Raw genomic sequence first — 20,182 nt, forward strand, 5'->3', positions numbered from 1 at the left:
AAATACCTATTTAGGATGTGAACCATGACAGGAGCAGAGCGCCGCGAGCAGATCACCGCCGAGATCGTCGCGCGCACCGGCATCACCGAGGCTGTCATCGAGCGGCTGGTGCACGCCTTCTACGCGAAGGTCCGCAAGGACCCGATGATCGGACCGGTATTCGACGCCAGGATCACCAATTGGGAACCGCATCTGGCGCAGATGTGCGCGTTCTGGTCCTCGGTCGCATTGATGACCGGCCGCTATCACGGCACGCCGATGGTCAAGCATATGCCGCTGCCGATCGATGCCGCGCATTTCGACCGCTGGCTCGAACTGTTCGAGGCGACCGCAGCGGAATTGTGCACGCCCGTGGCGGCCGCGCATTTCGCCGACCGCGCCCGGCGCATTGCCGCGAGCCTGGAGATGGGCGTCGCCAGCGGGCAGGGCGTCATGCTGGCGGTCGGCGAGCGTTACAGGCGGAGCGAAGCTGGAGCAGCGCAATGAGGGACAGAGCGAAAGTGGTCGCGCGTGCCATCGACAGCACGGTGGCTCAACAGGACCAGGCCAATCCGTTTTGCGGCAGCAGCCTCATGCCGATGCTGATCCTCGGCCTGGCGTTGACCTTTGCAGGCATGATCGTTGCAGTGGCGCTGAGCTGACAAGCGAAAACGGCCGCCGCTTAAGCTGCGTCGGCCGCTGATCAGGTCTCGCATTCGGCTTACGCCGCGACTGTCCCGCCGCTCCGGCGCAAGCCGATGTATTGCAGCTCGGCGAACAGGCCGGTGGCGATCGCCTGCGCCACTATCACGATCGTGCCGAGCAGGTTCGGCGACACCGCGCCCGAGAACAGCAAGGCGATGCTGGCGAGCGTCCAGGCGGCGTTGCCAATGATCACGATCATCACCAGCATCCTCGGCACTGAGATCCGCGTGCCGAGCCAGCCGACCAGCAAGGTGTAGGCGATCAGGAACAGGCCGGTCTCGCGCAACAGCGCCTCCGGCAGGTTCAGGAACGGCGCCAGCACGCCGGCATCAAGCGTCATCGCGACCGCGGATAGGCCGCTGAAGACGGCGTCCGCGAGCAGTGCGCGGCGCAGGAACTGGGACAAATGGATCATGGCAGTCTCCTCTCGTTGGGATTGAGTTGTCAGCCGAACCAGGACCTGAGCTGACGCCACCGGCGGAGCGGGCAGAGCGCGCGGCCGACCCTCGTCTCCACCGCCTGCACTTGTGCGACCACGAACACGCCGGTGTCGTGCACGAGCGGCTGGGGCATGTTGAGGCTCCGCGCCAGCAGCCAGGTGGCCAGATGAACCAGCCACGGGACGAGGACGGCAGCGGCGCGAATAAGGGACAGCATCAGCATGGTCATCTCCTGTGGTTGCGAAGATGACCCGCCGCGCTCGCCAATTCGATTACCTCAGGCGTAATGGAGATTGGCTCTTAACTGTTTGACTTGGCGAAGCTTCTGTTTGCAGTGCCTGTCCAAGGCCAACGATAAGACCAGACGGATCAGCTCCGCGCCACCGCACGGCACAATCCCGTTTGGAACGACCAATCCGCCTCCGGCTTGTTCATGGCCCACGTCGGCCGCTGGTCTTCGTGGCCTGGCCGGTCCCATCTCCGCAACTCATCTCCGCGTGCCACGAGAGCCGGGCTTTGTGGCGCTTAAGCAGGGGTCATAGACATGCTCGGATTGGCAATTCTGTTCGCTGCGCTCGGCTTGGGTTTCTTGGCAGGCTACGGGACCCGAGGCGTCGTCTCTCGCAGACGACGGGCTGAAGTTCTCGCGTATGCGACCTATTTCGAGCCTCTGCCCAATCCTTCACAGACCGACATTCACGCTGATCGGCCATCATCGGCAAATCAGCCAAGGACCTCGGTCATGATCAGAGCCTTGGCGAACTTGGCTGACGGAGTGAGCTTCGCGGTGGCCTTGGATTTTGCCTTGGCGCTGTTGATGATCCTGTTGTTGTCGAGCCTGCTGCAACGTTAGCGACCGATGGTCGTGGCTCGACGGCCGCTCCCAGCCAGGCCGTCGACCGATCGGACCACCCCCTACCTGAGTTTCCCCAATCTGCAAGAGGTTCTGCACACTCCGCGAACGCTCCGGACGCTTCAGGGCACGATCGCCGGCACGCGTTTACTTACCTCAGACGTAATGGAACGAGCGAAACCCGCATGATAGGTTTTGCACCATGAACGCACACGCATCCACGGCGCGGGCCGAGCCCGCAAGACCCATCCATATCGGCGAACATCTGCGCGAGTGGCGGCAGCGCCGCCATCTCAGCCAGCTCGACCTTGCCGTCGACGCCGAGATCTCGGCGCGGCATTTGAGCTTCGTCGAGACGGGCCGCTCGGCGCCGTCGCGCGAAATGGTCCTCAAACTGGCGGAGCGATTGGACGTGCCCTTACGCGAACGCAATGTGCTGCTGGTCTCCGCTGGCTTCGCGCCGGCGTTCCCGCAGCGCTCGCTGGACGACCCGGCGCTGAAATCGGCGCGCGAGGCGATCAACCTGGTCCTCAAGGCGCATGAGCCCAATCCGGCGCTCGCCTATGACCGGCACTGGAATCTGGTCTCGGCCAACCGCATGGTGGCGCCGCTGCTCGATGGCGTGCCGCAGCGCCTGCTCGGCCAGCCCTTCAACATCCTCAAGCTCGCCTTCCATCCCGAGGGGCTGGCGCCGCGCACCGTCAATCTGCCGGAGTGGGCCGCGCATCTGCTGGAGCGGTTGCATCGGCAGTGCGAGGCGACCGCCGATCCGGAGCTGCTGAAGCTTTACCAGGACCTGAAATCCTATCCGATCCCGGCGCGCTCGGCGCCGATCACGCCGGACAACAACGTCGCGATCCCGTTCAAGCTGCGCCACAATGGCGAGGTGCTGAGCTTCATCTCAACCACCATGGTGTTCGGCACGCCGGTCGATGTCACTTTGCAGGAACTGGCGCTGGAAACCTTCTTTCCGGCCGACGAGCTGACCGCGGAGCGGATGCGGCAGATGGCAGCCAGTATGAAATAGCGGCTTGTCTCGGGGCGCTTTCGCCTTAACTTTGGGGCTCCATTTCGCGAGGAGCCCTGCCATGAGCGACCTGAAGCCGCTTCGCCTCGACATCGTCTCCGACGTCGTGTGCCCCTGGTGCTACATCGGCAAGCACCGCATCGAGGATGCGCTCAAGCTGGTGCCCGATGTGCCGGTCGAGGTGCACTGGCGGCCGTTCTTCCTCAACAATTGGGTGCCGCGCGAGGGCATCAGCCGCGAGGACTATCTCACCGCCAAGTTCGGCTCGGTCGAGGCCTACAAGGGCATTGCCGGCCGGGTAGTCGCGGCCGCAGGCGAGGAGGGGCTGAGCTATCACCCCGAGCTCGTCAAGCGCCAGCCCAACACGATCGACTGCCACCGCCTGATCCATTGGGCCGGAGCCAACGGCAAGGCCGCCGAGATGAAGCAGCGTCTGATGGAATTGTATTTCCGTGATGGCGGCGATCTCACTGACACCGATGTGCTGGTTCAGGCGGCGAAAGATGTCGGGCTCGATGCCGATGACATCCGCAAGCGCCTTGCCACCGACGAGGACACGGACCTCGTCACGGCACAGGCCAAGGAAGCCTCCGACAAGGGCATCTCGGGCGTTCCGACCTTCGTGTTCGCGCAGAAGTACGCGATCTCAGGCGCGCAGCCGGCCGAGCAGCTCGCCCGCGCCATCCGCCAGGTCTCGGCCGAGATCAACGCCGAGGCGGCGGAGTAGCTCGCCATCCTTCCTCAAAGCCCGGCTCATGCCGGGCTTTTCGTTTGCACCAAGATCAATCAAAGACAATCAGGGAGATCAGCATGATCTATGAGCTGCGGACCTACACGGTGCGCCCGGGCGGCGTCGGCGACATGGTCAAGTTCGCGAGCACGCTGTCACGCGACATCCGCGCCGATCATTTCGGCAAGCTCGAAGGCTACTGGATCACCGAGATCGGCCCGCTCAACCAGGTCATGCACATGTGGAGCTATGCCGACCTCAACGAACGGACCCGGCTGCGCGGCGAACTCGCCAAGAATTCCCGTTGGACCGGCGAGTACATTCCGGCGATCCGCCCGCTCTTGGTGCGCCAGGAAGTCCGCCTGCTCAACGCGATCATTGCGCCGATCGCACCGGCCACGTCAGGCAATGTCTACGAATTCCGCAACTATCGCGCCAAGCCCCTCGGCGCCGCCAAGCAATGGCTCGACCTGGTCAAGGGCGTGCTTCCGGCGCGCGAGAAATACTCGAAGATCGTCGGCCTCTGGCAGACCGAGACCGGGCAGCCCAACGAAGTCTGCCACATCTGGGCTTATCCCAGCCTCGACGCCCGCGCTGAGGCGCGGGCCAACGCGATGAAGGATCCGGCCTGGCTGGAATTCCTGAGCAAGGGCACGCTGCTCCTGGAAGAGATGCACTCCACCATCATGCTGCCCGCGCCGCACTCGCCGTTGCAGTGAGGGGAGCGGTGGTCGTCTGCATTACAATAGCCAGGGCGGTATTGCGTTGCGCGATGCTGCCTCCTGCAAGAAAGCGAACTGCTCTGAGCCGTCCTCAAAGGCCGTGACCGCATCGGCCAGTTGGTCGAGCTCGGCGAGCGCCCCGGTGCCCAGCACCTTGGCGGTGAGCGGAGCGTCGCGCCATGTATCCCATGCCGACACTTCTCGGTTCGTCAGCGACAGAACATCCCGATGAAGGTTGACGGAAAGAAACCAGAATCCCGTGGTGCCTCCATGCCCGAACGCTTCTGCGGCGACGCTGTTGTCTCTCGCCGACAGCCATGCCCGCGCCGCCGTTATGAACGCGCCAGGCGGCAGATCAGCGCAATCGAAGGTGATCCCGAGTTGATCCACTTGAGGCCGATCGAGTTGCGCGTCGACCTGCACCCAGCGCATCGTGCCGGGCGACCAATATTCGCAGATCCAATGGTCCTGGTAGGTATCGGCAGCAAGATACGCGGCAAAACCGCATCGGACACGGGCCGGGATCGCGCGGCTTCGCAGCATGCTGCAAAGCAGGAGAGCGTAGTCACGACAGGTGCCGAAAGTGCGTTTGAGCGGCGGGCGTGCTTCTGTGAGCGATCCGGGGAAGGAATCCTCTATCAGTCTCAATCGATCGGCGACCGGGCGTGTCGCCCGGGTCAACGGCACGTCAGCCGGAATGCCGTATCGCTCCGCCCATGACACGTGAACGATCAATCCCGAGACGATATCGCGCAACTGCGGGACGGTATCGGGCAAATCACGATACAGGTCGACTAACCCCCCGGGGTCGGTCCGCTCGTCTTGCCGGACATAGAGGTCCTGCAGGTCCGCGGTCTCGCCCGATCGCATCTGCATCGTCTGCCCTCACGAGGTCGTGGGAGAGCGTATCCGCCCCGGCTGTTTCTTGTAAGGGGCAGTGGGCGCTTAGCGCATACAGGCCGGGCCGATAGGGGGCGCTCGCCGACGACACATGGACAGCCAAAAAGCCTCATCCGATGCTTCCATCGGATGAGGCTTCCAAGGGCTGCGCCGTGCTGAGAACCGGCGCGTCGCAATGCTAGTTGGCCCGGCTGACACTGACCTGACGGCGGAAGCTGTTTGTTTCGCGCTGTGTCTGCATGGCTACGAAAGGGTAAACCGTCGGCAGCGGGCGAGAAGGCCAGCCGTCCGCGCGGTTTTGCCTCCTATCGCACGCCATACCGTTTGAACTCGTTGGCTATGGTGCCGCGGATTGCCTTTGCCGCTGAGATGTCTGCATTGCCCCCGGCCTTGTTGCCCTGTTTGAGCTCGGCAAGCCCGCGTCCATAGAGCGCACTCGCCAGCTTCGGGTCCAACCGGAGCGCGGAATTGTAATCATCGATCGCCGCTGACATCTGGCCCATTTTCAGATGGACCAGGCCGCGCGAGTCATACGTCGCGGCGTTGCCGGAATCCGACTGAAACGCCTTGTTGCAATCCTCCAGCGCCGCCTTCAGTGCTCCGAGCACAGCTCGGGTCCAGCAGCGTCCGTTCCACACGCCCGCCAGATTGGGCGCGAGGCGAATTGCTTCGTCGTAATCTCGCGATGCGCGATCGTAATCGTTCTTTTTCAGGCGGGTTTCGGCGCGGTTGGCGAAGGCTTCCCCGTAGTTGGGATTGAGCCTGATTGCATGATCGAAAGCGCCGATCGCGAGATCGTATTCGCCCTTCTTCAGGAACGCCACGCCGCGATTGTTGAACGGCTTGACGTACTTTGGATCGAGCTTGATCGAGCTGTCAAAATCCAGGATGGCGCGATCATAGTCGCGCTCCGCGGCATAGGCGTTGCCACGATTGTTGTATGCGATAGCCAAGCCGGTCGTCGTCATGTCCGCGCCGGCATCGATGAGCGCCGTGCAACCGTTGATGCGAGCTTCGAATGGCGTGCGGTTGAGCCCGTTGCAGAGCTCAATGTTGCGGAGATAGCCATCTTTTTTCGGGTCTTGCGCCGGCACAGGTGACGCGAGCAGCAGCACGACGACAAACGACGCCAGACCTTCGCTGACAGCACGAATGCCCACGTCAGGCTTCCCGATTCTGGAATGTGCGGCCGCTGAGGCCCGCAAGTCGGCCATCTGAAGCCCCACTCTTCAGCATCCCCGGCAGATGCGGGGATTGAATGTGCGGTCGACCTTTTGCTCCGCAGGCTGCGTCGCGGGTGCCTTGAGCTTTTTCACAATCCTGGCCTTGCCCTCCTCGATGAGCGTTGCAAATTTGACCGTTCCGTCATCCGATATTTCGACGTGTGGCGTGGTGCCGCGAATTCCCATCGTCGCGACAGGCGTGTCGATCTTCATGTCGCCGGTCTTTGCGATGTTGCCGGCAACAAACGTGAACGTTCCCTTGGTCAGGGTGAGCAAGCTCGAATTCGACTTTCCGTGTGGGGCGTAGACGTATTCGGTCAATGCCATGCGGGCATTGCGCGACAGGTTGAACGAGGTGCCATCGGCAAAGTTGATGCCGACCCGGCCATCGGCTCCGGTCTGGACCACGTCGCCCAAATAAACGAGATCGCCGACCTTGGTCTCGGACGCTTGACCGGACACATTTGCCTGAACGACGACGGCATTCACATGTTCGATCGTGACCGAGCCGGCGACAGCGACGACTTTCCCGATCGGCGTCGACGAAGCGTCCTGAGCGGCGGGTTGGCCTGAATCGACCTGTGCTTGCGCTGGAGCAGGCGCCAGGCTTGCCAGCGCCAAAGCGAAACTTGCGGCCAATACGTTCATCGAATGCATGCGCATGATCCCCTCCTTCTCGAGAAGATCTTATGGTGTGGCGCTCGACGGTGATCGACCTTCGAGCCAAAATAATTTCGACGTCAAAAAGAGGCTCGTCGAGGGCCAGGTTTCTCGCATTTAACAAGTGGACATTTCGTCCTTAAATTATACTATAATTAAATGGAATGCACCCGAGGCAGAACGACAGCAATACTGTCGGATTGGCGGAGTATTCCTGATTGCTGTGAATTAATTCACGACTGAAATTGAATTTAACCAGGACTTTTCGGCGGGCGAGCCCAGGCTGCCCAGCGCCAAGATAATTTGACCTCGTGGCGAGGGCACGTCAGAGCAAGAAGACTGGGGCAGCGCGCTGGGCTTGAGTTACTCGGCAGGCGAGGTCGAAGCCTATGTCAGTTGCGTCCGGCGTAGAGTCGGGGGACGCGAGTACAGCCGCATTGGGCCCGCTTCCCCCGGCATTGGACAATATCATCGGCAATATTCAGACGGCGATCGGCCGCGCCACCATCAGTCGTGCAGGCGGAATTTATTTTCAAGCCAGGTTTGGCGATCCGGTTTGTCCGGGAGACGTCATCGAGACCGCGGCGGACGGACAGATCGAAATCCGCTTCATCGACGGCACCGTATTTAATCTGTCTCACGACGCAGGCGTGGTGCTGGGTGACTTCGCGCGCGACACCAACGGTACCTTGCGGTCGGCGCTGCTCACGGTGACCAGAGGCGCCTTCGCGTTCACTGCGGGCAAACTGGCGAACCCGGGCTCGCTGATCGTGGACACGCCCGTTGGCAGTATTCGCTGCCGGAGCCAGGCCAGCGGTTTCGGCTTGCTGTCGCTCGCGGCGTTGATCTTCTCGTTCGCAAGGGAGGCCCACGCCGCCGACCCGGACGTCACATTCCTGGACGACGACAGCATCACATACAAGGACCTGCATCACGGCGTCTTCGAGCTCGTGACCAAGGAGGCAATCCCGCGACACATCATCGTCGAAGATCCCGGTGAGACGGTGGTCTTGAACAGGTCCGGGTCTTCGGTCGGCGTAAGCACCGTCGCCAACACGCCTGCTCAAATGCAGGAGTTTCAGACGGCTCAACAGGACGTGCTGGCCAACTATGCGAAAGGATGGACCGACAGTGGCTCCGGCACGTCCCCTTTCCCCAATGCGCGGGAGTTGCTGCAGCCCATCAATTTCATTCAGCCTGATCCCACCGAACCGCAAAATCAGCTCCCAGTGTTGGAAACGGCGGTCTTCACGATCCAGCAGGTCTTCTTCCCGATTCAGCCGACGCTGGCGATCACCAGCATTGGGGGGCAGATCAGCGTAGGCGGCGATAATCTCATCAATGCCAGCAAAGCCAATACCGGGGTTGAGATCGCGGGCGCAACGTCGGGTGTGGAGGACGGAGAGATCGTTACGGTCTCCATCATCGACGCGTCCGACCGCGTCGTTTACAGCGGCACCGCGGCAGTCTCCAACGGGACTTGGCTGATCAATCTCGGTCCGACGAATGCCAAGGCGCTGGCCGACGGCGTCTATACGCTGACAGCGACAGTGTCGAATGCGAGCGGCCAGGTGGCCGAGGCCTCGCAGGCGATCCGGGTGGACGAGACCCCGCCAACGATCGCAATCGATCCAATTGCGAGGAGCAACGTCGTCAACGTCGTGGCGGGGAGCAACGGGTTCGCCATCGCCGGAACGACGACGGACGCCGAGAACGGCCAGCCGGTGACGGTCAAGATCGTGGACAGCTCCGGCCAGGTCGTCGACATGTTTGTCGCCACGCTGACGAACAACGGCTGGTCGGTCAACATCAGCTCGGCCGAAGCCAAGTTGCTGCACGACGGCAGCTACACGGTGATCGCGGACGTTTCGGATGCGGCCGGCAATCCGGCGCTGGAAGCCGCGCAAACGCTCACGGTCGACCAGACGCCGCCAACCGTGACCTGGTTGCCGCCGGCCGAGCGAGGCATTGAGGGCATGGCGATCGCATTGGGTACGATCGCGGCGACCGCGAACAGCCTGCCGGGCCACGGCAACAGCGTGCAGTCGCTCATGCTGAGCGGCATCCCGGTCGGGGCGGTGCTCACCGACGGTGCGAACAGCTTCGTTGCGACGAACGGCAACACCTCGATCGATGTGAAGGCCTGGAATATCGCAAGCCTGAAGATCACTCCCCCGAACGACCTCAACTTCACTCTGACTGTCACAGCGACCGACCAGGATGCCAACACGGCGAGCGCGAGCGAGCTGGTGACGGTCTCTCCCCTCGCGCCCGCCCTCAATCCGGTCGCGGCAGAGGGCAACGAGAACACGGCGATTGCCCTGGATCTCGGCGCGACTGCTAGAAGCCTCTCCGGCGCCAACGGCGACGCGTCGCCGAACAGCCTCGCTGCGCTTGTCGTGAGCGACATCCCGGTGGGTGCCACGCTGAGCGACGGCACCGGCGGTCACAGCTTTACGGCGACCGCAGGCCATACCTCGCAGGACGTGGCCGGCTGGAACCTGTCGAGCCTGACGATCACGCCGCCGACCGAATTCGAGGGAAGCTTCACGCTGAAGATTGCGGCGAGCGAGCGCGATTCGGAAGGCGACGTCAGCGCGACGGTGACGGCAACCGAGTGCGTAACGGTGAACCCGGTCGCCGAGCCGCCGACGGCATGTGCGCCGCCGACGCTGACGCTCGACGAGGACGCCATTTGCGTGGCGGTTGCCGGGCTGAAGGTCGGGCCTCTTGCGGAGGACGCCGACGACACGGTGAGCGCGACGCTGACGGTCTCCCATGGAACGCTGCATGTCGCAGACCTCAGCGGCGTGACTGTGACCGGCGACGACAGTGCGACGCTGACGCTGTCGGGCAGCGCGGCAGCGGTGAACACGCTGCTGGCAGGGCTGACCTATACGCCGACCGCGGACTATGAAGGCTGCGACACGCTACGGCTGTCGGTGACGTCGAGCGACGGCTCCAACACGTACCCGGCGGCGGCCACCGCTTCAACCGCGATCACGGTGAATCCGGTTGCCGAGCCGCCGACGGCATGTGCGCCGCCGACGCTGACGCTCGACGAGAACGCCGTTTGCGTGGCGGTTGCGGGGCTGAAGGTCGGTCCTCCAGCGCAGGACGCTGATGACACGGTGAGCGCGACGCTGACGGTCTCACATGGGATGCTGCATGTCGCAGGCCTCAGCGGCGTGGCCGTGACCGGCGACGACAGCGCGACGCTGACGCTGTCGGGCAGCGCGGCAGCGGTGAACACGCTGCTGGCAGGGCTGACCTATACGCCGACCGCAGAGTATGAAGGCTGCGACACGCTTCGGCTGTCGGTCACGTCGAGCGACGGCTCCAACACTTACCCGGCGGCGGCCATGGCTTCGACCGCGATCACGGTGAATCCGGTTGCGGAGCCACCCACGGCATGCGCTCCACACACTGCGACCACTTGCGAGAACAAAGCGGTCGAGATTTGTGGTGTCGTCGTGGGGCCGCCGGCGGAAGATGCAGACGATACTGTCAAGGTATCGCTAAGCGTCGCGCACGGCACATTGGCGGTGTGCCCGGCCGGTGGGGTCACGGAGATCGTGAGCGCCGCCGGATGTGTGACGTTGTCGGGGGCGGCGGCCGACGTCAACGCCGTGTTGGCGAGCCTGGTTTATACGCCCGACGCGTGCTTCATCGGATGCGACAGGCTGGAGGTCTCCGTTACATCGATCGACGGCAGCGACACGTACCCGACGCCGGCGACCGCGGAGACGGCAATATCCGTCGGACTGTATTCGGAAGCGCTGATCGCGGACGGGACCAGGCCCACGACCCACGACGCAGTCACTTCGAGCGGCGATGTTGGTCCCATTTCGAGTGTCGGCGCAACGGTCAGTGTGCCTGCCATCGTTGACGGCGCCGCCCAGGCGGAATCGAGCGTCGTGTTTGATCAGGCGCCGGCGCTTGACGGCGCCAACGCGATGACGATCGACCACGGCGGCGCGCCGCTCGATGTGGCACAGGGGAGCGGTAACGAACTCGCACCATCCGCGACCAATTCGAAGGACACAGAAGCGGGCGCGAGGAGCCAAGCGGCTGCGTCCGTGAAGGACGCGGGCGCCGCGAATGCCGGCAACGGTCATACCCACGCCGGAGGCGGCGATCCGGATGCCGCGGCCGACAAGGGAGCCCTGGAAACGCCGGGTAACGGCGCTCACTCGAGCGCAATGCAGGGGGCTCAGGCGCATGACGACGGGTCATCCCCCCCGGGGCAGGCCAAGTCCGCGGACAGTGCCGATCCGTCCGGACAAGCATTTCATTTCAAGAGTGAGATTTACGGAGCCGACCGGGCAGCCATCGCTGACGCCGTAAGGTTCGACGATCATCCGTCGATGGGCCATCACGACGCTGCGATGACTCAAGGGTGGCAGGCGATTCCGGAAGGCGAGATGTTCGCTTGGTCTGGCGACACCTTTCAATTCAAGACCGCAGAATCCAACGCCGCCACCGACATTGCAAAGTTTAATCTCAAAGGCAGCAACGTGCCCCCAGGATCAGGCGGAGCGCAAGTCGTTGGCCTCTCTCCGCACGAACAGCACCCGGGTGACCATCTCAATGATGTCGCTGGCCAAGTTGCCCACACGATCCACGTGCTGCACGATCTGATCGTGTGACCGGCCGGCTCGCGCAGCCGAGAGGCTGCGAATCGATCCAGCAATCCTGCTTCCAAACCCGCTGTGCGCTCGCACGGCTTGTCGTCGGGCGCGTCTATCCGGACCTGCTGAGCCGGCTGCGGATCAAGCGACGGACGGCGCGCGCGGCATCGTAGGCGAGATTGTTCACGGTCAGCGCGGCATGGATGGCCGGGACCAACGGATCGCGGCGTCGCAAGGGAATCAGCACGTCGCCGATCGCGAAACGCGCGCGCCAGATCGGGTCGATCATGGGATGGCCGGGCGCGGCGGTGGAGTCCGCCGAGGCGATCATGGGGTCGGCGCAGAGATGCCGGGTCAGGTCGAGCGTCAATTGTGTGCCGGGCGACCATTTCGCAAAGCGCTCGTCGATGCCGATCTTGAAGAAGAAGGCGCGGTCCTGATGGCGCAGCACGATGCCAGCAGCGACGGGCGTGCCGCCCGCGTGCAGCGTCACGATCTCGCAGCGCCCGATTTCGGCCATCGCCGATGTGGCGCGGCGGATGAACGCGGCGTCGCCGGCATGCTGACCGAGCGCGGTGCCGCGCTTGCCCTTCCAGCCGCCGGCCTCCAGCGCGAGAAACGTCTCGAGCGCGGCCGCGACGGCGCGCGGCGTGCGTGCGACATCGAACCGCACCGCGCCGTGCTCGGCGAGGCGGTTGCGTTGGCGTCGCAGCTCCTTCAGCTTCTTGGCGCCCAGCGCATCGCGCAGCAATTCATCGGCGTCGCGCGTCGCATCGAGCGCGGCGCGCCGATAGCTGCTGAGCAGGCGCGGATGTAGGCCATCGCGTGCCAACGCCGCGCGGATCGCCGCCATGGCCGGCCCCTCCAGCGACATCGTGCGCAGGATCAGCGCGTGCGCGCCTACGCTGCGAGCCTGGCGCAGCAATTTTGCCGTAGCATCTTCCGCGGCATCGCGATCGAGCAGCGGTGTGCAGAGCGTGCCGTAGGGCTCGGCGCCGACAAGGGCGGGCAGGGGGATTCGATAGATCCGCCGCATCGGCATGACCGGCAGGATGCCGATCAATTGGCCGGCATCGCTGAAAGCGCTGAGCGCCTTGGCGCCGGCGCGGCCGCGCGCGGAGGCATCGACCGCCAATTCCCAGTCGGGCTGGTAATAACCGTTGGCCTCGATCGCGCGGTCGGCGAGGGCGCGCCACTGGCCGATCGGAGCTGCGGACAATGGCGGCAGGCTATGCCCATTGGCAGCGCGCTTGCGTGATGCGCCGCGGCTCGCTGCCTGATGCGCGATATCGGCCATGTCCCTGTTTCCCCGTGCGCAAGGCCTCTCCCGGTCGGCCCGCGGTCGTCAGGGGCAACGCTAGCGGAAAGAGATGGACAATGCCGTTGATGCCACCGGGCAATTTGAGCGGTCAGCTTAACGGGGCATTCAGCATGTCGATCCGGGCTTGGGCGTGGATGGCGGACTGCGGTCTCGCCGCTGCGGATGCGCCAGGGCTATGGCGGAAGGCCGGCCTTTCGCAGCCCGTCGACCAGATGCTCAAGGTCTTCGGCGCGTTTGAGAATGGATACGTGCGTCTGCGTGCCGCTGATGCTGTACCTCGGATTCAGGCGCAGAACCTCGCTTGCCTCCGCACGCGCATCTTCCATGCGTCCGAGCTGGGCGTATGTCGCGGCCAGGAAAGCGTGGCCATACTGGTGATTGGGCGCGCGGCCAATCGCCTCAGTCAACCAATGTTGGGCATCGCGGTACTCTTTGAGGTGGTAGTGGGCTACGCCGGCCATCAACGGTGCAAAATGCGGATGGAATGGATCAAGGCGCATTTGCAGTTTGGCGATGGCAATGGCTCTAGCCGGCTCTCCCACCGAGTAGAATATCTGCGCGAGGCGGTAGTCCGCGAAATTGGGATTTAGCGCAAGCGCTCGTTCGGCGGCGGCCGTCGCCGCGTCGAAGTCACGCTTCCGGATGATGTTATAGCCCAATTCGGCATAGGCCTCGGGCAGGGTCGGATTGAGCGCAATGGCCGTGCGCGACAATTTGATGGCGAGATCAAGGATCGTCGGGCTCAAATATTCGTCGTTCAGCGGATTGAGCCAGGCCACCCGGTGAGTGCTGGCCAGCATTGCGTAGCAACGGGCATATTTCGCATCGATGGCCAGCGAATCTGCAAGATGCCCCCGTGTCCTCAACAATTCCGACATTTGCCACGAGGACTGGAACGATATCCAGGCAGCGGCCGCGCGCATGTAGTGATCGTAGGCCTGCCAGGTTGCGGGCGGCTTGAGCAAGGTGCGTTCGGCTTCCGCCATGTTGACATGCGCGACCAGAATTGCGGCGATCGTCCGCGCAACGTCGTCCTGGATCGTAAATACGTCCTTCAACTTCTGATCATAGCGCTCGGCCCAGCGGTGGACGCCGCTTGCAGCGTCGATCAGCAGCGCCGTGATCCGAACCCGGTCATTGCCCCGACGAACGCTGCCCTCCAGAACATAGCGCACGCCGAGTTCTCGACCCACCTGACGCAAATCGACCGCTCTGCCCTTGTATCGAAAGCTCGAATTGCGGGCGATCACGAACAAGTCGGAGAAGCGGGACAACTCGGTGATAATGTCTTCCGAAATCCCATCCGCAAAGTATTCCTGCTCCGGGTCGCGACTCATGTTCTCAAAAGGCATGACCGCGACTGACGGCTTGTCGGGAAGCGCAAGCGTCGGTCGCGCGGGAGCGTTGCCGAACGACACGCGATAGACCCGCACCGGCCGCGCAATGTTCTTCAGTTGATGCTCGCCGCTATCTTCGAACTCGACGTCAACCTTATCATGCGTATCTTCTCGTACGCGTTGCGACACGCAGATGCCGCCCGGCTCGCAAAGCGCTTCGAGCCGAGCCGCAACATTGACGCCGTCCCCGAAGATATCGCCGCCTTCTATGATGATGTCGCCGGCATTGATGCCGATGCGGAACTCGATCCGTTTCTCAATTCGCACATCGGTGTTTCGGATGATCATGCCACGCTGTATCGCGACGGCGCATCGCATCGCGCTGACCACGCTGGCAAACTCCACCAGCATTCCGTCTCCGGCGCTTCTGATCAGCCGCCCGCCGTGCTTCTTGATTTCGGGATGGAGCAGCGCGGACAGATGTTCATTCAGCCGGGCGTGCGTATCCTCCTCGTCAGCACCCATGAGGCGGCTGTAGCCAGCCACATCCGCCACGAAAATAGCACTCAGTCGCCGTTCCACACGGGCCATAAAAGCTCGCCCTGATCCGATCCGATCTTTAATCAAAGTCTATTGTCAGACGTTGGAGGTGTCTATCGGGCCCCTGACACTGCTGTCCTTCAGGCCGCACCAGCCGGCGTCCGAGCGGCGAGATCGGTCTCGGTATCGAATTCTGCCTGTTTTGATGGCGAACCCTGTGCGATTGTCGCATGGACGGGCGCTCCCCCAGTGTGACGGAAAGCACGTAGCCGGTCAGATGGCGTTCGTTCGGAGGTTGCACCGTTGAAGGGCGCGTGGTCCAGTTGTCTCTGGGGGATCGCGATACTCGTCGAAAGGCACCAGTGCATGATGAGACTCACGCCGCTATTTTTCGCCGTGCTCGTGATGCTCTCCAGTCCCGCGCAGCCGAATGACGGGCAAATGACCCTGGTTGTGGGATTTGCGGCAGGGGGGGGACCTCTTCAACCGCGGCCAGAATCATTGCTGACGCAGCAGAGCAGATGACGCGAATCCCGACGATCGTGGAAAATCGACCCGGTGCGGGAGGGGCGATCGCGGCGGATTGGGTGCTTCGACAAAAGGGGACTCAGACGCTACTGTTCATGTCCTCCACGTCGTCGCTCAAAACGTCTCCTCAAAGCGGGCTCGTGCCCATCGGAATTTTGGCGACCTTCTCATACGTTGCGGTCACCAGAAAGGACGCTGCCCCGCATCTTGCGGAATACATGGAGGACGCCTCGCGCGACGACAAATATCGCACGGTCGCCACCGCAGGCGCCGGGAGCATTCCCCATCTCATAGGTACAAAGCTCTTCAACGACTACGGTGTGTCGATGGTGCACGTGCCGTATCAGGGGTCGGCGCCGGCGATCCTCAGTGTCCTTGGCGGGCACGTCGCGGTCGCGATCGTTCCTTTTCCGGACTTCCTCCCGTTTCAAGATTCGCTTCGCGTCCTTGCGCAAACCGGCAGCGGGATCGAGACGGAAGGATGGGTCGGCATCTTCGCGCCGCGGGGAACGTCAGTGGAGGACGTCGCCCGACTTGCCGAGATTTTCCGGCGAGCATCGCAACATTCTCAGGAAAAACTGCAGAATGTCGGATTCAAGCATGCATGGCGATCCGGCGCTGAGGCACGCGCGATGCATGAGAAGGATTACGCCCAGTGGACGCCAGTTCTTAAGACGCTCGGAATTCAACCCTGACATAGCCGCAGCGGTGGCCGGCCATCACGTGACCAACGGCTTCCACACCCTGCCGTGGGGCACCGTCGACTTTGCGTGCCCTTTAAGTCAGGCGGCTCTGCCGTCTTTCCGCATTCGGCAAGCCCATGTTGGAAGGCTGCCTCGAGCTCCGATCACGGAGCCCCTGCACGGATGAAGCACGGAGACCAGATTACAGCGGGGCGCTGGCGGCTCGGGCGCTAGCGGCCCTTTGATACTTTTTGAACCGTCTTGAGCGCTTGGTTGACGCCCTTCAGCGATTCATTGACATCCTGAAGCTGCGCTTGCAGAGCATCCCTGCGCTTCTGTAGGTCCTTCAGCAGTGCTTTCTTTTGCGCCGCGGTCAATTCCTCGAAGTCAATGAGATCCACTGCAAATCTACACATCGCCGCCTCCACGTGGCAAAAACTAGATTTGATCAATCCCTTGTCCAATACGCGGCTGAATTGTCGGCAATTTCTGGTGGATAATCAAGCTGGATGATACTCGGATCGGACGAATTTTGGGCGACCTCGCGCATGGCAGGACACCGGCACGAGGCGTTGCACTTCTTTTCACCGGTCTCGCTCGACTGATCTGACCGTTTCAAGGATCAATCAATCGGCCGAGCTGCTCGTTGGGGTTTGCGGCCGCATTGGCCAGGATTGCCGTGTAATCGGCAACCCAGTTCTGGACAGTGCTGGGCTCGAACAACTCGTCCTTGCGCCCGCATATGCCGGTCATCCCCGACGGGGTGTCCTTGAGGGTGATCGAAAGCCAGGCGCGATCGATCGGCATGGCAGAGCGTTCTTCCTGGTAGCCGAACGGCCGAACCGTCAGATCGGCTAGTTGGAGCGCTCGGCGGAACGCAATCTGGAGAACGAAATAAACCTGCACGAGCGATGCCGGGCACAAGCCGGTTTCCTCCGCCAGTCGGCTGGCAATGATATCGAACGGAAGGTCTTGTCTGGCGTAAGCCTCCAGGACGGCCTTGCGCACACGGTTCAGCGCTTCGCTAAAGGTCAGATCAGCATCAAGTTGGGTGCGGATGATCGTTGTGTTCGCGAACGGACCGATCACGCGCGCTGTCCTGAGGTGAGACCGATTGGCCATCAAGGTCGCCACACAAATGTCGCTGCGCTCGCTGCGGAGCAGCAGCAGGGTCTTGAAGCCGGCGAGTAAGCTCATGAACAGAGTTGCGCCCCGGTCGCGGCTCATGGCGCCGAGCTGCGTCACGAGATTGTTCGATATTTGAAATGGCTCCTCGGTCACGCGCGAGCTCAATTCGCCACCGACGCTGCTTTTCGGGGCCGCAAACGGAGGTAAGGCCTTGTCGAGGCGCTGCTTCCAGAAAGCAAACTGTCTGTTTGCGTCCTCGGTGCTGGACCACACCCGCTGCCAGCGGGCGAAGTCGGTAAACTGAAGCGATGGTTCGGGCAGCTTCGCCGTCGTGCCGGCAAGTGAAGCGGCATAGATCTCCAAAAGCTCCTCCAGGAAGATCGCCATCGACCAGCCGTCGATGATGATATCGTGCATGACCAGAAGCAACACATGATCGCTGGTATCGAGCCGGAAGATATAGGCCCGGAACAGCGGCGCCTGGTTCATGTCGATCGGCGCCAGGGAGCAGCGCTCGGCCTCCAACTTCGCCTTTGCCAGCAGGAGCTCTTTGGCCCGGGCATCACCGGTATGCGCTGGGGCTGCATAGTCCTTCACGGTCAGGATGGACCCGACATCGACGTCCGGCACCACGCGAGCGCGGGCAACCTCATCCTGCCAGACAAACACTGTGCGTAGCATGTCGTGCCGACGCACGAGTTCGGCAAGGCTCCGCTCGAGCACGGGGATGTTGAGTGGGCCCTGCAGTCGATAGGCGAACGGCAGGTTGAACTGGGGCAGGCCGGGTAGCTTTCGCTCTATGCGCAGCATGCGCTCCTGCACGACGGACACCGTCAGTGCGTCATCTCCGTCAGCGCGCGAGATCTCCGTTGGCGGATCGTGCGGGCGCGCGAACGAGCCTGGGCCCGCTTGGGCTGATTCAAGGCGAACCGCAAGAGCCGCAACGGTCGACGCATTGAAGATATCCTCGAACGACAGCGAGATGCCGAGCCGCTCTTCCACACGCAAAATCATCTGCGTCATGGCAAGCGAATCCACCCCGAGCGCGAAGACGTCCTGGTCAACGCTGATCTGGTCGATATCCAGGATGTTCTCCCAGAGTCCGGCCAGTTGACGCTCCAGTTCCGAGCCGGGCGCAACTCCCTTGCCGCCGTCCTGGAGTGGTCGATGCTTCGAAAAGCGGGCCGCAAGTTCGTTGCGCTTGATCTTCCCGCCGGCGCCTTTCGGGATCTCAGGCACAATCAGGATGAGGCCAGGGACCTTGAAGCCGGCCAGGCGTTCCCGGGCAAAGTCTCGCAGATGTTGTGCGCTCAGCTTTGCGTCCTGACGCAGCACGATTGCGGCGGCGACATCGGCGCCCAATCGCTCATGGGGGACGGGAAAAACAGCGGCTTCGATCACAGCCGGGTGGCTCAGCAGGGCGCCTTCGACCTCGGCGGGCGCAATCTTCTGCCCGCCCTTGTGGATGATCTCCTTGATGCGACCGACGATGAAGAGATAGCCATCGGCGTCCATGTATCCGAGGTCGCCGGTCCGGAACCAGCCGTCCTGAAATGCGGATGCGGTAGCGACCGCGTCATTGTCGTACCCCCTGGTTATTGTGGGACCTCGCAGCGCGATCTCGCCACGTTTGCCGGGTGGCAAGCGTCGACCTCCACGGTCCAATATCGCGATCTCGGGGCCGGCCGGCCGGCCGACTGAACCGCGCTTTTGCCGCTGCAGGGGATTCGCCGCGATCTGGGTGGCGGCCTCGGTCATGCCGTAGGTGTCGATAACGGGAACGGCAAACAACGCTTCCAGTCCGTCGAGCACCTCCGACGGCAGAGACGTCGAGGCCGAACGAACGAGCCGCAAGGAGGACCGCCGCGCAGCCTGCCTGAAGGGATCCGCCGCCGCCAATATCGCGCGATGGATGGCCGGTACCGCCGTGTACCAAGTTGGTCGAAACTCGGTCAGCCAGCCGAAGAACGCCGTTGCATCGAAGCCGGGTGGACAGACGACACTCGAGCCCGCCGCAAGCGCGGCGAGAAGTCCCGAGATCAAGCCATGCCCATGAAAGAGTGGCAGCACGTTCAGCAATCGGTCGCGAGCCTCAAGCTCCAGGGCGGCGCCAACATTGTCGGCCGACAGACAGACGCTCGCATGGGTCAGAGGCACCGTCTTGGGCCGCGACGTGCTGCCCGATGTCATCAGGATGAACGCGTCGTCCGCGCTGGCGGCAAACGCGTCGTCGGCCAGGCGTTGCGGTGACAGATCGACAACGCTGAACGCGCCAGCCCCCTCGTTGGGTCGCCTCGACACATCGATCACGGGCACGCCCTGGATGCGGGCGGCGCGTCGGCAGGCCGAATTCAAGCCGGCGTCCGTCAGGAGTGCGGCCAGGTGCAATTCGCCGAAATAGCGCTGGTATTCATCACAGGTGAAGCCCGGATTGAGCGGCACACAAACCGCGCCCGCTGCAACGGTGATCATCGCCACCGCAGCCTCGGGCCCGTCCGGCAACACCACAGCGACCCTGTCGGTTCGGCGCACGCCGATGGTCCGCAAGCCGAAAACCACTGCGTTGGCCTGCGTCCACAGCGCGCGATACGTCATCGGGAGGCGTGCGGGAGCCAGAATGGCGTGGCGCTCCGGCGCATTTTCCGCGTGGGCGGCGAGGAGATCTCGAACGCACTGAAAGGGGCGTCTGCCGGCGCTCTTGCGTGCGATACCGTTCTGCAACTCCTTGACAATATTCGACAACGCCGCCCCCTACGTCAATGTCGCTCCGTATCG

The 20,182-nt window shown here is 62.9% G+C and carries 17 protein-coding genes; 8 read left to right on the plus strand and 9 right to left on the minus strand.

From position 1 onward, the window contains the following. Positions 1-24 precede the first annotated feature (24 nt). Positions 25-486, plus strand: a complete 462-nt coding sequence (locus P6U25_RS13225; protein WP_407151606.1) for a group III truncated hemoglobin — start codon at positions 25-27, stop codon at positions 484-486. Beyond that, positions 483-641, plus strand: coding sequence for a hypothetical protein (locus P6U25_RS13230; protein WP_407151607.1), 159 nt, complete (start codon positions 483-485; stop codon positions 639-641). Before P6U25_RS13225 ends, P6U25_RS13230 begins: the two co-directional genes overlap by 4 nt. Before the next feature lie 59 nt (positions 642-700). On the opposite strand, the gene P6U25_RS13235 is transcribed toward P6U25_RS13230, so the two are convergent. Next, positions 701-1,099: a hypothetical protein gene (locus P6U25_RS13235; protein WP_407151608.1), complete on the minus strand. Its 399-nt coding sequence runs from the start codon at positions 1,097-1,099 to the stop codon at positions 701-703. Positions 1,100-1,128: 29 nt separating this feature from the next. Beyond that, on the minus strand, positions 1,129-1,353 hold the full coding sequence (locus tag P6U25_RS13240; protein ID WP_407151609.1) for a hypothetical protein: 225 nt from the start codon (positions 1,351-1,353) through the stop codon (positions 1,129-1,131). Between the two features lie 315 nt (positions 1,354-1,668). Between P6U25_RS13240 and P6U25_RS13245 the strand changes: the two genes are divergently transcribed. From P6U25_RS13245 to P6U25_RS13260, 4 genes are all read left to right on the plus strand, one after another. Beyond that, entirely contained in the window at positions 1,669-1,977 is a 309-nt protein-coding gene (locus P6U25_RS13245) for a hypothetical protein (protein ID WP_407151610.1), read from the plus strand. 202 nt (positions 1,978-2,179) lie between these two features. Next, complete coding sequence (locus tag P6U25_RS13250) at positions 2,180-3,004, plus strand: helix-turn-helix domain-containing protein (RefSeq protein ID WP_407151611.1); 825 nt, start codon at positions 2,180-2,182, stop codon at positions 3,002-3,004. Positions 3,005-3,065: 61 nt separating this feature from the next. Beyond that, complete coding sequence (locus P6U25_RS13255) at positions 3,066-3,731, plus strand: DsbA family oxidoreductase (protein WP_407151612.1); 666 nt, start codon at positions 3,066-3,068, stop codon at positions 3,729-3,731. Between the two features lie 83 nt (positions 3,732-3,814). Next, positions 3,815-4,453 carry an NIPSNAP family protein gene (locus P6U25_RS13260; protein WP_407151613.1) on the plus strand — a complete coding sequence of 213 codons (639 nt, stop codon included), beginning with the start codon at positions 3,815-3,817 and terminating at the stop codon, positions 4,451-4,453. Positions 4,454-4,474: 21 nt separating this feature from the next. On the opposite strand, the gene P6U25_RS13265 is transcribed toward P6U25_RS13260, so the two are convergent. The 3 genes from P6U25_RS13265 to P6U25_RS13275 form a co-directional block, all read right to left on the minus strand. Then, positions 4,475-5,332 carry a transglutaminase domain-containing protein gene (locus P6U25_RS13265; protein WP_407151614.1) on the minus strand — a complete coding sequence of 286 codons (858 nt, stop codon included), beginning with the start codon at positions 5,330-5,332 and terminating at the stop codon, positions 4,475-4,477. Positions 5,333-5,661: 329 nt separating this feature from the next. Beyond that, positions 5,662-6,516: a tetratricopeptide repeat protein gene (locus P6U25_RS13270; RefSeq protein ID WP_407151615.1), complete on the minus strand. Its 855-nt coding sequence runs from the start codon at positions 6,514-6,516 to the stop codon at positions 5,662-5,664. A gap of 69 nt (positions 6,517-6,585) precedes the next feature. After that, positions 6,586-7,200: a FecR domain-containing protein gene (locus tag P6U25_RS13275; RefSeq protein WP_407151616.1), complete on the minus strand. Its 615-nt coding sequence runs from the start codon at positions 7,198-7,200 to the stop codon at positions 6,586-6,588. A gap of 476 nt (positions 7,201-7,676) precedes the next feature. On the opposite strand from P6U25_RS13275, the gene P6U25_RS13280 reads away from it, so the two are divergent. After that, the gene (locus tag P6U25_RS13280; RefSeq protein WP_407151617.1) at positions 7,677-11,888 is read left to right on the plus strand and encodes a hypothetical protein; all 4,212 of its coding nucleotides are present in this window, start codon (positions 7,677-7,679) and stop codon (positions 11,886-11,888) included. Between the two features lie 94 nt (positions 11,889-11,982). On the opposite strand, the gene P6U25_RS13285 is transcribed toward P6U25_RS13280, so the two are convergent. Together P6U25_RS13285 and P6U25_RS13290 are read right to left on the minus strand one after the other, a co-directional pair. Then, on the minus strand, positions 11,983-13,167 hold the full coding sequence (locus P6U25_RS13285; RefSeq protein WP_407151618.1) for a GNAT family N-acetyltransferase: 1,185 nt from the start codon (positions 13,165-13,167) through the stop codon (positions 11,983-11,985). A gap of 197 nt (positions 13,168-13,364) precedes the next feature. Next, positions 13,365-15,119 carry an adenylate/guanylate cyclase domain-containing protein gene (locus P6U25_RS13290; protein ID WP_407151619.1) on the minus strand — a complete coding sequence of 585 codons (1,755 nt, stop codon included), beginning with the start codon at positions 15,117-15,119 and terminating at the stop codon, positions 13,365-13,367. A gap of 470 nt (positions 15,120-15,589) precedes the next feature. Between P6U25_RS13290 and P6U25_RS13295 the strand changes: the two genes are divergently transcribed. Then, a complete protein-coding gene (locus P6U25_RS13295; protein ID WP_407151620.1) occupies positions 15,590-16,291 on the plus strand; it encodes a Bug family tripartite tricarboxylate transporter substrate binding protein in 702 nt (233 codons plus the stop codon). A gap of 218 nt (positions 16,292-16,509) precedes the next feature. Here the strand turns inward: P6U25_RS13295 and P6U25_RS13300 are convergent, their stop codons facing one another. Both P6U25_RS13300 and P6U25_RS13305 read right to left on the minus strand, forming a co-directional pair. After that, on the minus strand, positions 16,510-16,731 hold the full coding sequence (locus tag P6U25_RS13300) for a hypothetical protein (protein ID WP_407151621.1): 222 nt from the start codon (positions 16,729-16,731) through the stop codon (positions 16,510-16,512). Positions 16,732-16,894: 163 nt separating this feature from the next. Continuing rightward, entirely contained in the window at positions 16,895-20,149 is a 3,255-nt protein-coding gene (locus P6U25_RS13305) for an AMP-binding protein (RefSeq protein WP_407151622.1), read from the minus strand. Positions 20,150-20,182: the final 33 nt, after the last annotated feature.

Origin of the sequence: Bradyrhizobium sp. ORS 86 (genome assembly GCF_045571475.1) — a bacterium.
Taxonomy (GTDB): Bacteria; Pseudomonadota; Alphaproteobacteria; order Rhizobiales; family Xanthobacteraceae; genus Bradyrhizobium.